Origin of the sequence: Paraburkholderia phymatum, from assembly GCF_038900715.1 — a bacterium.
GTDB lineage: Bacteria > Pseudomonadota > Gammaproteobacteria > Burkholderiales > Burkholderiaceae > Paraburkholderia > Paraburkholderia phymatum_A.
Map to the genome: position 1 here is coordinate 114,770 of NZ_JAYMRZ010000017.1, position 15,111 is coordinate 129,880.

At 63.2% G+C, this 15,111-nt stretch carries 12 protein-coding genes and 1 pseudogene; 6 read left to right on the top strand and 7 right to left on the bottom strand.

Going from position 1 to position 15,111, the window contains the following annotated elements:
• The first annotated feature begins 149 nt into the window (after positions 1-149).
• The 5 genes from betI (at position 150) to VSR68_RS27765 (ending at position 6,083) form a co-directional block, all read left to right on the top strand.
• Positions 150-740: a transcriptional regulator BetI gene (gene betI / locus VSR68_RS27745; RefSeq protein ID WP_342942911.1), complete on the top strand. Its 591-nt coding sequence runs from the start codon at positions 150-152 to the stop codon at positions 738-740.
• 52 nt (positions 741-792) lie between these two features.
• A complete protein-coding gene (gene betB, locus VSR68_RS27750; protein ID WP_342942912.1) occupies positions 793-2,262 on the top strand; it encodes a betaine-aldehyde dehydrogenase in 1,470 nt (489 codons plus the stop codon).
• Positions 2,263-2,273: 11 nt separating this feature from the next.
• Entirely contained in the window at positions 2,274-3,992 is a 1,719-nt protein-coding gene (betA, locus tag VSR68_RS27755) for a choline dehydrogenase (protein ID WP_342942913.1), read from the top strand.
• 155 nt (positions 3,993-4,147) lie between these two features.
• Positions 4,148-5,590 carry an MFS transporter gene (locus VSR68_RS27760; RefSeq protein WP_342942914.1) on the top strand — a complete coding sequence of 481 codons (1,443 nt, stop codon included), beginning with the start codon at positions 4,148-4,150 and terminating at the stop codon, positions 5,588-5,590.
• Positions 5,591-5,882: 292 nt separating this feature from the next.
• Positions 5,883-6,083 carry a hypothetical protein gene (locus VSR68_RS27765; protein WP_342942915.1) on the top strand — a complete coding sequence of 67 codons (201 nt, stop codon included), beginning with the start codon at positions 5,883-5,885 and terminating at the stop codon, positions 6,081-6,083.
• A 66-nt stretch (positions 6,084-6,149) separates the two neighbouring features.
• Here the strand turns inward: VSR68_RS27765 and VSR68_RS27770 are convergent, their stop codons facing one another.
• From VSR68_RS27770 to VSR68_RS27800, 7 genes and pseudogenes are all read right to left on the bottom strand, one after another.
• The gene (locus tag VSR68_RS27770) at positions 6,150-7,382 is read right to left on the bottom strand and encodes a metallophosphoesterase (RefSeq protein WP_342942916.1); all 1,233 of its coding nucleotides are present in this window, start codon (positions 7,380-7,382) and stop codon (positions 6,150-6,152) included.
• A 234-nt stretch (positions 7,383-7,616) separates the two neighbouring features.
• Entirely contained in the window at positions 7,617-8,951 is a 1,335-nt protein-coding gene (locus tag VSR68_RS27775) for a sigma-54 dependent transcriptional regulator (RefSeq protein ID WP_342942917.1), read from the bottom strand.
• Positions 8,952-9,822: 871 nt separating this feature from the next.
• Complete coding sequence (locus VSR68_RS27780; protein WP_342942918.1) at positions 9,823-10,305, bottom strand: OsmC family protein; 483 nt, start codon at positions 10,303-10,305, stop codon at positions 9,823-9,825.
• Between the two features lie 59 nt (positions 10,306-10,364).
• Positions 10,365-11,297: a 2-hydroxyacid dehydrogenase gene (locus tag VSR68_RS27785; protein WP_342942919.1), complete on the bottom strand. Its 933-nt coding sequence runs from the start codon at positions 11,295-11,297 to the stop codon at positions 10,365-10,367.
• A 120-nt stretch (positions 11,298-11,417) separates the two neighbouring features.
• Positions 11,418-11,926, bottom strand: a pseudogene (locus VSR68_RS27790) (DUF1697 domain-containing protein).
• A gap of 160 nt (positions 11,927-12,086) precedes the next feature.
• Complete coding sequence (locus VSR68_RS27795) at positions 12,087-12,908, bottom strand: alpha/beta hydrolase (protein WP_342942920.1); 822 nt, start codon at positions 12,906-12,908, stop codon at positions 12,087-12,089.
• Positions 12,909-13,285: 377 nt separating this feature from the next.
• Entirely contained in the window at positions 13,286-13,486 is a 201-nt protein-coding gene (locus tag VSR68_RS27800) for a hypothetical protein (RefSeq protein WP_342942921.1), read from the bottom strand.
• 278 nt (positions 13,487-13,764) lie between these two features.
• On the opposite strand from VSR68_RS27800, the gene VSR68_RS27805 reads away from it, so the two are divergent.
• A complete protein-coding gene (locus VSR68_RS27805; protein WP_342942922.1) occupies positions 13,765-14,973 on the top strand; it encodes a polysaccharide pyruvyl transferase family protein in 1,209 nt (402 codons plus the stop codon).
• Positions 14,974-15,111 lie beyond the last annotated feature (138 nt).

Here is a 15,111-nt window from a genome sequence, read left to right on the forward strand (position 1 = left end):
GGTTAGTCCCTTTGCCCCGTCCACCAATGTTCAAAACGCGACACGCGTTTTCCTCAAACCGACAAAGCCGGATTGCCTCGTTTTTGTTGATTGAACGTTCAATAAAAAAAGACTAGAGTGACGACTTTCGCCAAGCCTCGCGAGACACCATGCCCAAAGTCGGAATGCGCGAAGTGCGTCGCGCGCAGTTGATCGACGCCACGCTGCTCACGATCGACCAGTCCGGTCTGTCGGGCACGACGCTCGCGTCCGTCGCGCAGCGCGCGAACATTTCGACGGGCATCGTGAGCCACTATTTCGGCGACAAGGACGGCCTGCTCGAAGCCACGATGCGTCATATCCTGCGCGATCTGTGGGCCGCCACAACGCGCCGGCGCATCGCCGCGAAGCCGCAGCCCCGTGCGCGTTTGCGCGCGATCGTCGCGGCGAATTTCGACGTATCGCAGGTGAGCGGCCCCGTGATGAAGACGTGGCTCGCGTTCTGGACCGAGAGCATGCACGAGCCCGCGCTGCGCCGCTTGCAGCGCGTGAACACGCGCCGACTCTATTCGAACCTGTGCGCCGAGTTCGCAAAAGAATTACCGCGCACGTCCGCGCGGCGCGCCGCCAGCGGCCTCGCGGCGATGATCGACGGGCTGTGGCTGCGCGGCGCGCTGTCGGGCGATCCGTTCGATACGAAAGCCGCACTGCGTCTCGCCAACGACTACATCGACCTGCTGCTCGCGCGCAACGGCTCATAGAGCGCACACGCGGCGCTGCGCCACGAACACCCGCATTTCAAGGAGAAACCCGATGCCCGTCTACGGCCTGCAACGTCTCTATATCGGCGGCGAATACGTCGACGCCACGAGCGGCGTCACCTTCGACACGTTCGACCCCGCCACGGGCGAAACGCTCGCGACCGTTCAGCAAGCAAGCGACGCCGACATCGAGCGCGCCGTGCAATCCGCGCGCGAAGGCCAGCGCGCATGGGCCGCGATGACGGCGATGCAGCGCTCGCGCATCCTGCGCCGCGCAGTGGAACTGCTGCGCGAGCGCAACGACGAGCTCGCCGAACTCGAAATGCGCGACACGGGCAAGCCGATTGCGGAAACGCGCGCCGTCGACATCGTCACGGGCGCGGACGTCATCGAGTACTACGCGGGCCTCGCCACAGCCATCGAAGGCCAGCAGATTCCGCTGCGCGCCGAATCGTTCGTCTATACGCGGCGCGAACCGCTCGGCGTCACGGCGGGCATCGGCGCATGGAACTATCCGATCCAGATCGCGTGCTGGAAGTCCGCGCCGGCGCTCGCAGCCGGCAACGCGATGATCTTCAAGCCGAGCGAGGTCACGCCGCTCTCCGCGTCGAAGCTCGCGGAAATCTATCTGGAAGCGGGCGTGCCGCCCGGCGTGTTCAACGTCGTGCAGGGCGACGGACGCGTCGGCGCGATGCTGGCCGCACATCCGGACATCGCGAAGATTTCGTTTACGGGCGGCGTCGAGACGGGCAAGAAAGTGATGTCGACGGCAGGCGCTTCGTCGCTGAAGGAAGTGACGATGGAACTCGGCGGCAAGTCGCCGCTGATCGTCTTCGACGATGCCGATCTCGACCGCGCCGCCGATATCGCCGTGACGGCCAACTTCTTCAGCGCGGGACAGGTCTGCACGAACGGCACGCGCGTGTTCGTGCATCAATCGGTGCAGCAGGCATTCGAAGCGCGCGTGATCGAGCGCGTGAAGCGCATTCGCATCGGCAAGCCGTCGGACCCGTCGACGAACTTCGGGCCGCTCGCGAGCGCGGCGCAACTGGACAAGGTGCTCGGCTACATCTTGAGCGGCAAGCAGGAAGGCGCGCGGCTCGTGATCGGCGGCGCGCGCATCACGGACGGCGATTACGCGCGCGGCCAGTATGTGCAGCCGACCGTGTTCTCGAACTGCCGCGACGACATGAAGATCGTGCGCGAGGAAATCTTCGGCCCTGTGATGAGCATTCTGAGTTTCGCCGACGAGGACGACGTGATCGCGCGCGCGAACGACACGATCTACGGTCTCGCAGCGGGCGTCGTCACCGAGAACCTGTCGCGCGCGCATCGCGTGATTCACCGGCTCGAAGCAGGCATCTGCTGGATCAACACGTGGGGCGAGTCGCCCGCCGAAATGCCCGTGGGCGGCTACAAGCAATCGGGCATGGGCCGCGAGAACGGCATCACGACACTCGAGCACTACACGCGCATCAAGTCCATCCAGGTCGAACTGGGCCGATATCAGCCCGTGTTTTGAGGGAGCGCAGCATGGCAGCGAAAGAGTACGACTACATCATCATCGGCGCGGGATCGGCGGGCAACGTGCTCGCGACGCGGCTGACGGAAGACCGCGACGTGACCGCGCTGCTGCTCGAAGCGGGCGGCCCCGACTATCGCTTCGACTTTCGCACGCAGATGCCCGCCGCGCTCGCGTATCCGTTGCAGGGGCGCCGCTACAACTGGGCGTATGAAACGGACCCCGAGCCGTTCATGAACAACCGACGCATGGAATGCGGACGCGGCAAGGGGCTCGGTGGTTCGTCGCTGATCAACGGCATGTGCTATATCCGCGGCAATGCGCTCGACTACGACGGCTGGGCCGAACGAAAAGGCCTTGAAAACTGGGCCTATCTGGATTGTCTGCCGTATTTCCGCAAGGCGGAGACGCGCGATATCGGCGCGAACGATTACCACGGCGGCGACGGCCCCGTGCATGTGACAACCAGCAAGCCCGGCGTGAATCCCCTCTTCGACGCGATGGTCGAAGCGGGCGTGCAGGCGGGCTATCCACGCACGGACGATCTCAACGGCTATCAGCAGGAAGGCTTCGGCCCGATGGACCGCACGGTGACAGCGAACGGCCGCCGCGCGAGCACCGCGCGCGGCTATCTGGATCAGGCGAAGCAGCGCGCGAACCTCACGATCGTCACGCACGCAACCACCGATCGCATTCTGTTTAGCGGCAAGCGCGCGCAAGGCGTCGTGTATCTGGACGGTCAGGCGCAGATCACCGTGCATGCGCGCCGTGAAGTGCTGCTCTGTAGCGGCGCGATTGCGTCGCCGCAGATCCTGCAACGCTCGGGCGTCGGCCCCGGCGCGTGGCTGCGCGAATTCGACATCCCCGTCGTGCTCGATCTGCCCGGCGTGGGCCAGAACTTGCAGGACCATCTCGAGATGTACATGCAGTACGAGTGCAAGGAGCCCGTGTCGCTCTACCCCGCGCTGCTGCTGCGCAATCAGCCCGCGATCGGCATCGAATGGATGCTGAAGGGCACGGGCATCGGCGCGAGCAATCATTTCGAAGCGGGCGGCTTCATTCGCACGCGCGACGACGACCCGTGGCCGAATATCCAGTATCACTTCCTGCCCGTCGCGATCAACTACAACGGCACGAACGCGATCAAGATGCACGGCTTCCAGGCGCATGTCGGCTCGATGCGCTCGCCGAGCCGCGGCCGCGTGAAGCTGCGCTCACGCGATCCGCGCGAACATCCGTCGATTCTCTTCAACTACATGGCGGAAGCGCTCGACTGGCGCGAGTTCCGCGACGCGATCCGCATTACGCGCGAGATCATCGCGCAACCGGCGCTCGACCGTTTTCGCGGACGCGAACTGAGCCCCGGCGCGGAACTGCAAACCGACGCGCAGATCGACGCGTTCGTGCGCGCGCGCGCCGAGACCGCATACCATCCGTCGTGTTCGTGCGCGATGGGCTACGACGACATGGCCGTCGTCGATAGCGAGGGACGCGTGCATGGTCTGGAAGGATTGCGTGTGATCGATGCATCGATCATGCCGCGAATCACGACGGGCAACCTGAACGCGCCGACCATCATGCTCGCCGAAAAAATCGCCGATCGCATTCGCGCACGCGCGCCGCTCGCGCGCTCGACCGCGCCCTACTATGTGGCGAACGGCGCACCGGCGCGTGGCGCGCATATCGTTGCGCATGCACACGCGCGGAGCATGGCGACGCAAACGTATTGACGGGCATTCACGGGCCGTGTGCGTCATCCGCCGATGACGCGCACGTTCCACTGCAATGCCGAATCTGTTCTATATGACGGATTAATGGCGGCGTCTACTGGAGCGGACCGGAGCAACAGAACACCGGTCTATTCCTTCATCCATTCGAGGATGCCATGCCGACCAACGCTTCTTCATCCGTCTCTTCATCCACGAAACGGGCCAGCGCCGCCGCGCGTCTCGAACGCCTGCCTTTCTCGGGCTATCACCGCACCATCTTCATCATCATCGCGATCGCGTTCTTTTTCGACTCCGTCGATCTGGGCACGATGACCTTCGTGCTCGGCTCGATCAAGACCGAGTTCGGCCTGTCGAGCGCGACGGCTGGGCTCGTCGCCAGCGCGAGCTTCTTCGGCATGGTGCTGGGCGCCGCCGTCGCGGGCCTGTTCGCCGATCGCTTCGGGCGCCGGCCCGTCTTTCAATGGAGCATGGTGCTGTGGGGCGTCGCGTCGTATCTGTGCTCGACGGCGCATAGCGTCGAGGCGCTGATCGTGTATCGCGTGCTGCTCGGCATCGGCATGGGGATGGAGTTCCCGATTGCGCAGACGCTCCTCTCCGAATTCGTGCCGACGGCTTCGCGCGGACGTCTCGTCGCACTCATGGACGGCTTCTGGCCATTGGGCTTCATCGCGGCCGGCTGCGTGTCGTTCGTCGTGCTGCCGCAATTCGGCTGGCGCACGGTATTCGCGTTGCTCGCGATTCCCGCCGTCTTCGTGCTGATCGTGCGCCGCATCGTGCCCGAGTCGCCGCGCTGGCTCGAACATCGCGGACGCGACGCGCAAGCCGATGCCGTGCTCGAACAGATCGAAGCGAAAGTGATGAAGTCCAAAGGCATCCGTTCGCTGCCCGCACCGTCGATGCTCGCCGATACCGCCCCGCGTTCGAAACACGGCGCGTTTCGCGAGATCTGGAGCGCGGCGTATCGCCAGCGCACGATCATGGTCTGGGCGCTGTGGTTCTTCGCGTTGCTCGGCTTCTACGGCCTCACGTCGTGGCTTGGCGCATTGATGCAGCAGGCGGGCTTCGCCGTGACGAAATCGGTGCTCTATACGGTGCTGATTTCGCTCGGCGGCGTCCCCGGCTTTCTGTGCGCCGCATGGCTCGTCGAACGCTGGGGCCGCAAGCCGACCTGTATCGCGTCGCTCGCGGGCGGCGGCATCATGGCCTATCTGTACGGACAGACGGCGCTGCACGCCGATAGCGTGACGCTGCTGATCTGCACCGGCCTCGCGATGCAGTTCTTCCTGTTCGGCATGTGGGCCGTGCTCTACACGTACACACCGGAGTTGTACGGCACGGGCGCACGGGCCACGGGTTCGGGCTTCGCGTCGGCGATCGGTCGTGTCGGCTCGCTGATCGGCCCCTATGCGGTCGGCGTCGTGCTCCCGATCTTCGGACAAGGCGGCGTGTTCACGCTCGGCGCGCTGTCGTTCGGCGTCGCGGCGCTCGCCGTGTGGGCGATGGGCATCGAGACAAAGGGCCTGTCGCTCGAAACGCTCGTGTCGCAAGTCGATGAGGAGGCGGCAGAGTATCGCGTCGCCGTCGACGACGTTCGCTGATCGCGATCGTCAGCCTCCGCATCGCCGCATCGCTCGCTCGCGTATCGTCAAACGTCAGCGTGCTTTCCATTTGCTGTATCGGGCTTACCCGCGCGTAAGCCTGTTACAGCCGCGCGCCACCTGTCGAGGCGCATTCCGCGCATGATCGCGCGCGCATGCGCAAGCCGCGTCCTTTCACGATCGTCAAACCTGTAACGGCGTAACGTCATGAAACACATCCGTAGTCAAACTGTAGCGGCGCCCGATTAGCATGTGCGGGACTGATCGCTCACTCGACCATGGAGGTGTCCCGATGTTGAGCCCTCACGAAATCGCGACGCTCATGCTGTTGAACAGCAACGAACACCGTCTCGAATCGCTCGACCCCGATGTGCTCGCGTTGCGTCACTACGAACTCGTCGAAGTGCGCGATCTCGGCGGCGCGGCAGCATTGCAGATCAGCGCGCGCGGCCGCGATCTGCTCAAGCGTCTCGGGATGGATGCGGCACGCTGAGCGCCGCCGATCGCGGCCGGCGTCAAACTCGCACGTCGGCACGCGATGGGGTGTCACGGCATCGTGCTACCGCCGATGCGGGTCGGTGGTATCCGCAGTCGAACGCCCGTCGTTCACGAAGCTGTGCAGGCTCATGCGCACCGTGATGTGCATGCCTTGCGATGCAAACGACGTCAACGGCTCCTGTTTCGGCTGAGATTCGGGCGCGAGTTGTGGCGCGTCGTCCGCAAGCGCCTCCTCGATCACAGGACTCGCGGCAGCCGTTGTCGCAGCACTATCCACGGCAGCGGCGCGCTCTGTCGTCACGGGCGGCTCCTCCACCACAGGTGCTGCTTCGGCCACAGCTTTTTCGGCTACCGGCTCGGACGCGAAACCAGGGTTGCGTCGAATCAGACGCTCCGACATCTCAGGCTCATGAAGCGAGGGTTCTTCATGAGCAGGCTCATCATGAGCCGGGTGCCGATGAACGGGCTCTTGTCGAACAGGCTCTGAATCACCAACGGACGAACGGTCGAAAACTTCGACCCACTGCGGCACGTCCGCGAGATCCATGATCGTGAGCTTGCCGCCGTACACGGCGCCCGTGTCGATATTGATCACGTTGTCTTTCGCGGTGACGCCGGACACAGGCGTATGGCCGACGATCACGGCCGTCACGTTGTCGACGTGCCCCACTGGATGCGCCTGCGCGCGCACACTGCGCTTCGCCCTGTCGAGCAGCCCTCGCAACGTGTTGCGCGAAGGCTCGGGATGCGGCTTATACGTCTTCCAGCGCGTGCGCGCCCAGATGGCCTTGCGACGCATCGATCCATTGGGCGACTCGCGTTCGATTTCACGCACGAACGTCGCCCAGTCCGACGCGGGCGAATCCGCATGCACGATGCCGACGATGCCGTGTTCCGTTTCGATTTCGATCACATACGGCAGCGACGCCATATAGTCGGCGATGCGATCGACCCAGTCCATGTCCTCGGCGCGATCGAGCAGCCAGTTCGCGCCGTTGCCCAGCAGCGAGAGCGCCTGCTCTTCGCCGTGATGCCAGCGCACGATGACATCTTCGTGATTGCCCTTGACGGACCTGATGCGATAGCGCTCGACGGCTTCCAGCACGCAATCGGATTCCGGCCCCCGGTCGACGAGATCGCCGACGGCGAACAGCCGGTCACGTTGCGGATCGAAATGGCGGGCTTCGAGTTCTGCGCGTAATTGCCCGAAGCAGCCGTGAATGTCGCCCACGACGAAGTCACGACCTGAGTCATTACGCGGATAACGGATAACGGCGCGATAGGGCTCTTTCATGGCTCACAGTGAACGAAATAACGACAAACTACAATGGTGAATTCCGCAAAAAAGCGGCATAAAAATCAGCAAGGAATTCCTTTTGAAAGTGACAGCAAAGAACGCCGCTACGCGCGAGCGGCATCGATAACACCAAGCATAGCGCGTGGAAATGTCGGCAGGTGCTACACAAGAACGGATTGTGTAACTGTTGGTGAAGCGCATTTCAACGTGCGCAAGCGGCTCTGCTTCGGCTTACGCGGAGTCAGCCTGCAGCACGGCGTCCGTGGGCGCGACACGCTTGTAGTCCGACGCGAGCATGCGCGAGAGCAGAACTTTGGAAATGCGCAGCTCCGTCGCGGCTGCATCGAGCCGGCCCTGATTGCGTGCGACCGCGAGTTCGACGGCGGCCCATTCGGGAACCTCGTCTGTCTCGTCGGCCGGCCTCAACAAAGGGCCCTGCGCGATCTTGTCGAAACCCAGATCGGCAGCCGAGATCAACTGGCCTCTGCCGACGACGATCGCGTGCCGGATGCGGTTGATCAGTTCCTGCACGTTGCCGGGCCACGTGTGCGTGTCGAGCGCTTCCCATGCGCAGACGGAAAAACCTTGCACGCCATGACGCGAATCTGAGCGAAAGCTCATCAGCAGCCAGGATGCGAGCAGGCGGATATCGGCGCCGCGATCGCGCAGCGCCGGCAGCGTGATCGTATTCCCCGCGAACAACGCGACAAGGCGCGGATGCAGACGATGTTCTTCCGTCGCGCGTTGCAAGTCGAAATGTGTCGAGCAGATGATGCGCACATTGCGCGGCCCACTGTCGAGCAGATCTGCGAGACGTTGTTGCGCCGCAAGCGGCAGTTCGCAGATGCCGTCGATATACAGTGAACCGCCCTCCGCCATTGCCAGGCGGGATCGCTGATTGCCCCTTTCGACCTTGCTCTCCCCGTCGCCAAATAATTCGGCCGCGAGCCGCTCGGGCGCGTAGGCCGCGCAATGGATCGATACCCACGGTCCATCGCGGCGCGTCGAACCCGAATGGATCGCCGTTGCCGTCATCGTCTTGCCGCTCCCCGATTCGCCGACGATCATCACGGGCCGCTCGTGCTCGCACGCGCGCCGGATCGCCGCGCGCACATCCGTCATCGCCGCGCACGCGCCGATCATCGCGGGCGAGTCGTCGTCCGTGCTCTTGCGCGCGTGGCTGTCGCCCGTCGACGTTTCATACACGCGATCGACGGCCTGCGCGATCAGCTCGGCGGCAGCGGGCAGCGTGATGAAACTCACGCAGCGCGTGCGCACGATCCGGCGTATTTCCGGATCGTTCAGGTGCGCCTTCGTCACGACGGCGACCCAGCTGATTTCAGCGCTCGCTTTTGTCAGCACATCGACTTCGTTCAGATCATCTGGAATAGTCAACGACGAGAACTCGATCAAACCAGCAGCCCGATCATTGGCAAGCAACGCAGCGCCTTGCCTCTCGCGCACGTCGATGCAGCGAATACGCCATAACTCCGACGGCAGGTTGCCGTCGAGGCACGCCAGTTCAGGGTTGCACACGTGATAGAGCCGCTTTAGCTTGAGGTCCATGATGTAATCGGTTTTCCCGCCTCGATTGGTCGACATGCACCGACAGCATCACGTCCCCGGGAATTCGTTCGCGATCGGTTACTCAAAAATTAACGGAATCGCGACCCGTTATGCATCAGCGGTTGTTACTGTTTGAAAACGTCGAATCGCGACTACACGTTGGCGATTTTGAGCGCACTGCGCACGCAGTCCGCGCGCAAACGCACGTTTCCAAAGGAGAAAAAAGTTTGGCGGCATGGATCGCGCGGACGCCTCGGCCGACCTCCGAGTAACGATCCTTTACATAAGACACGATTGACTGTGGCGAGCGGGACACAGCGTCAGACGGCCATGTATGAGGTGCGGAAGTTCTTCCTCATTCGATTGCCGCATAGCGAGAAAAGTACTGACGGTGGCGCGCGATGTGCAGTGTGGGTCGGTAATTCTGAATGGGTCGAGTCTAAAAGTGACACGCTTACCGCGTAAAGCACATAACACGCATAGCGATTTTAGGCCACGAAACCTTAAGAGACGCTGATGCGGCGAAATCGACCGGCCATGCAGAGATGAACAATGTCACAGTTGCAACCAGCACATAACGACTGTTTTATGTGCGCGCAGTTCCCCACGTCGATGAACGCGCATGCGAGGTGAACGCAATGCTGTCGAGAGGTGCCGGGCGAATCGGGTCGCAGTTAAGCAAATCTTCAGGAGACACGCGGGACAATGGAGACTCTCTCGGGTTCTGGCAATGGCCCTCGGAATGGCCAGAATCCTTTCGCGCCGGCCTTCATGTTGCCATGAAGGGCCGGCTTTTTTGCTGCTTGCGCGCGCAGTGCGAGGCGCAGTCATGAATCCGCAGTCGTGAATCAATCATGAGCCGCACGGCCGCTCAACGCGCCGCGTCGAAGCTCCACGTTCCCTCGACGTCGATCACCGTCTTTACCGAGTTCGCCAGAAAACACGCATCGTGCGCGAGATGATGCAGATGGTGAAGCGCATCGTCGCTCGGCGCTTTCGCGCCTGCAAATGCAACAGCCGGTTTCAGCACGACGCGCGTCACCACGTCCTTGCCCGCTTCGTTCTTCGCCATCGTGCCTTCCGCTTCGTCGCGATACGAGGTCACGACATAACCCTCGCCTGCTGCAATCGACAGAAACCACAGCATGTGGCAACTCGACAATGCCGCGACATACGCCTCTTCGGGATCGACACCCGCCGGATCGGAGAACGGCACGCGCACCACGTGCGGAGAACTCGATGCGGGCACGACCGCGCCGCCGTCGAACGTCCAGCGATGCGCGCGGCTATAGCGGTTGTCGGTGAACGGGCCGCCGTTACTGCTCCATTCGATCAGTGCCGTGTGTTTGGCCATATGCGTGAGGTCCTCGCGTAGTGAGCAATCCGATGAGCTGAAGGCGGGTCAGGTGCGTGTCAGATAGGCGTGAGCACGTCCTGGCCCGCGAAGTGACGTGTGGCGTTGGCGATGAACGTATCGACACAGGCCGCATTCGCTTCCGGCGACGCGCCCGCCACATGCGGCGTGAGCACGACGTTGTCCAGATGCAGCAGCGACTGCGGCGGATGCGGCTCGCCTTCGTACACGTCGAGCCCCGCTCCCGCGATGACGCCATTGTTCAATGCATGCGCAAGCGCGTCCGTATCGACGACACTGCCGCGCGACACGTTGATGAGAAAGCCCTTCGACCCCAAAGCTTCGAGCACATGCGTATCGATCAAATGATGCGTGCCCGCGCCGCCCGGCGTCGCCACGACGAGATAGTCGCTCCAGCGCGCGAGATCACACAGGTTGTCGAAGTAGCGCAAGCTCACGCCGTCGCGCGGCTTGCGGTTGTGATACGCAACGTCGATATCGAAACCGGCCGCGCGGCGCGCCACCTTCTCCCCGATATGCCCGAGGCCGACGATGCCGAGCCGCTTGCCCGACACCGAGGGCCGCAACGGCAACGCATCGCGCCAGATGCCTTTGCGTGTCGCGCGGTCGCGCTGGGGCACATCGCGCACGACGGCCAGCAGCAATGCAAACGCGTGATCGGCGACGCAATCGTCGTTGGCGCCCGTGCCATTCGTGAGCACGATGCCGCGTGAGCGTGCATGCTCCGTCGCGATGTTCTCGTAGCCTGCGCCCAATGCGCTCACCAGTTCGAGCGCCGGCAACCGGTCGATTTCATCGGCGCTCAGGCCTGTGGTGCCACTCGTCAGCACCGCGCGAATCGCAGCGCCGTGTTTCGCGATCGATTCGGCGCGGGCTTCGTGTGTGGGCGCATAGAGGATGTCGAACGAAGCGGCGATGCGCTCCCGATTGTCGTCGAGAAGTGAGGTCAGTACGAGCAGGGACGGTTTCATGAGCGAGGCGCGAGCAGGAAACGTGAAGTGCTGCAAGACAGGTGCTGCAACGAAGTACCGGCAACGCGCAGTGTAGCAACAAGCCGTATCGGCCGCAGCGGGTTTGGCCGTCGCTCGCCATCAGTGCGCGGCCCATTCGGCGAGCGTCGCGATCGTGTTGATATTGCGCGCGGTCCCTGTTTTCGCAGCGGGAATCTTCAGTTTCGAATTCGCCATCCCTTCGCCGTAGTGCACATAGATTTCCTGCTTGCCGAGCACGACCTTTTCGTTTCGCTGGCCGGCGATGTGGTCGAGCGTATCGGCGGGCGGCGGGCCATCGAGAAAGATCGCGACGGTGCGGTTCGGTGCTTCGTCGCTGAACGGATTGGCGTGCAGCACGTCCGCCATTTCCTTGCCCGTGCGGATCAGCACGCCCACGGGCTTGCCCGTATAGGCTTCGAGCCGGCTTTCGAGCGCCGCTTGCACCGCGCGCCTCGCGAGCTTGCTTTCGAACACGACATTGCCGCTCGCAATGTACGTGCGTACGCCGATGAAGCCCGCTTCTTCGCATAGCCGGCGAAGCTCGGTCATCGGCAGCTTGCCGGTGCCGCCGACATTGACGGCCGCAACAGCGCAACGTAGGTGGTCATGTTCCGTTCATGGAGTCGCGATGGATGCGATGTTATCGCGTCGGCAACGAAGCGCAAACACCGGCGTAATTGCATCACGCGACAGTTCGTGCCGATTGAACAAAGCGAAGCGGCGCATCCCGCACAGGATGCGCCGCCATTGCATACGGTCCGCGTGCGCTTAGCTGTTGATGAACGCGAGCAGATCGGCGTTGATCTTGTCCGCCTCGGTCACGCACATGCCGTGCGGACTGCCCTCGTAGACCTTGAACGTCGCGTTCTTCACGATTTCCGCGGACTTCCTGCCCGCTGCATCGATCGGCACGATCTGGTCGTCGTCGCCGTGCAGGATCAGCGTCGGCACGTCGATCTTCTTCAGGTCTTCCGTGTAGTCGACTTCAGAGAACTCGCGGATGCACAGGTACTGGCCATGAATGCTGCCTGCCATGCCCTGTGCCCAGAACGCGTCGATCGTGCCTTGCGATACCTTTGCGTTCGGCCGATTGAAGCCGAAGAACGGGATCGCGAGATCTTTGTAGAATTGCGAGCGGTTGTCGGCGACACCCTTGCGGATGCCGTCGAACACGTCCAGCGGCAAGCCGCCGGGATTCGCTTGCGTCTTCAACATCATCGGCGGCACCGCGCCGATCAGCACCGCCTTCGCGACACGCTTCGTGCCGTGACGGCCGATATAGTGCGCGACTTCGCCGCCGCCCGTCGAATGCCCGACGAGCGTCGCGCCCTGAATGTCGAGTGCGTCGAGCAGCGCGGCGAGATCGTCGGCGTATGTGTCCATGTCGTTGCCGTTCGACGGCTGACCCGAGCGGCCATGTCCACGGCGATCGTGCGCGATCACGCGAAAGCCCTTCTGCAGCAAAAACAGCATCTGCGCATCCCATGCGTCCGCGTCGAGCGGCCAGCCATGCGAGAAGACGACGGGACGGCCCGAGCCCCAGTCCTTGTAGAAAATCTGCGTGCCATCCCTAGTGGTGATCGTGCTCATTGAACTTCGCTCCTTTTGCGTGGTGACACATTGAGGTGGTGACACATTGCGCCGCCGATGCGGCGGGTGAATCGAAGGAAAGCAATGGGCGAACGTGCTTCGCACCGATGCGCGCGCAATCACCCATCGACGTCGTTTCGATCATCGACGCAGATGGTACTGCGCGACAAAACTCTCTTCAGCAGAGGTCCGCGCGGCCAGACGGAACCGTGGCGGGCCGCGAAAAGACGCGCCGGTGCGACGGCAAACAGAAGCGGTGGCCCGCTATCGGGGCGGGCCGGTTTCACCTCGTTTTGCCTCGTTCGCCTTGTTTCGATTTGTCTCGACGCAATGGGCAAAACGCAATGCGTGGCAGTTTGCTTCGGCGCGGCGCTTCGTCAATGCTCGTTCCTCGGCGCGGCATTGGCAACCGCGCCGTTTTGCGCGACGAGCGTTTGCATCTGCGCGGGCGCGTCCGCGCCGCCCGATTCCGTATCGTCGTGATGCGAGACGATCGCCTTCACGCCGGCTTCGGCGGCGGGTGTCGCGACATAGGGAATGAAGGCCGAGATGGCCATCACGATGACGTAAGTGAACATGACGCTGCCCCTGTTCTTTTCAGGCATGAGGAGGCACACCGGAATGCCGGCGCGCCGCAGACAGATCGTCGCCCGCTTAACGGCGAAGCGCGTCGAATGGCTTCGCCGGAAAACACGTGTTCCTCGTATTGCGCGTGCTGCTCGCGTATGTGACGCGATGCGCGTTCACGTGGCCAATGCGCGAATTGCGTGTACCCTCCGTACAGATTCCGGTGACTCGTATGATCATTTGCACCGATAAACCGACGACCGGTTAAATCGATTCGTAGGGCATCGCAATGCGAAAGTCAAATGACGCGGCAGACAAGCCGTCGCCCGTCGTACTCTTCGGCGCGTTCGACCGGCACAATCTGGGCGACATGCTGTTTCCCCATGTCGTCGCGCGCATGCTGGGCGAGCGCGACGTGCGTTTCGCCGGACTCGCGGCGCGCGACCTGCGCGCGCACGGCGGCCATCGCGTTGAAGCGCTCATGCAGATGCACGAACGCGCGGCCGATCTGATCCACGTCGGCGGAGAAATCCTCACGTGCGATGCATGGGAAGCCGCCGTGATGCTGCAATCACCCGACGACGCGCAACGGGTCATCGCGTCGCATCAGCATGATCGCGATCGCCTGACGTGGGCGCATCGCGTGCTCGGCACGCGGGCGCATGCGCCGTATGTGTGGTCGAAGGAAGCGCTGCCCTCGGCCGCGCGCGTGCTCTTTCATGCCGTCGGCGGCGTGGGCCTGAGCGGCCGCGACGACGCGCTGCGCAACGAAGTGCTCGCGAAGCTCGCCACCGCTGACGACGTCACCGTGCGCGACGCGCGCACGCAGGCATGGCTCGCGCAGTCCGGCATCGAAGCGCGGCTCGTCCCCGATTGCGCGGTCATGGTGGCGGACCTGTTCGGCGATACGATCCGCGAGCGCGCGTCGCCCGCCATCGAACGGATACGCGCAGCGGCGCCCGGCGGCTATCTCGCCGTGCAGTTCAGCGCCGATTTCGGCGACGATGCAACGCTCGCTCAAATCGCCGCGCAACTGGACCGCGTCGCGCAAGCGCATCGCCTCGCCGTCGTGTTCTTTCGCGCGGGCGCTGCGCCGTGGCACGACGACCTGTCGTGCTTCGAGCGCACCGCCGCGCGCATGCACGCTTCATCAGTCCACGTGTTCGATTCGCTGAATATCTGGGACATCTGTGCGCTGATCGCGCACAGCCGCGCGTATCTCGGCAGCAGTCTGCATGGGCGGATCGTCGCGATGGCGTTCGCGCGGCCGCGCATCAATCTGCTGCATGACGAAGACTTCGCGCGGCCCTGCAAGCAGACCGCGTTCGCCGAAACCTGGGAGCACGCCGATTCGCCCAAAGGCGTCACCGTGAGCGGACTGGAAGCCGGCGTGAACGACGCTCTATCGGTTGAACAGAAGCGGCTCGCGCAGACCGCCTCGCGGCTCGTCACGCTTTACCGCGACGATTTTCCGACGCTCGCGTCGCTTCTCGTCTGATCGATCCGCGAGGAAAACGACTGCAGAATCGCCGCGATCTGCCGATATCCCGCTTGCGGCCGAACTCATCCGTTTCAGGGCCGCACGCCCGCTCTTTTTTGCCGGGCAGCGTAATTTGGCACCGTAGAATAGCGAGAC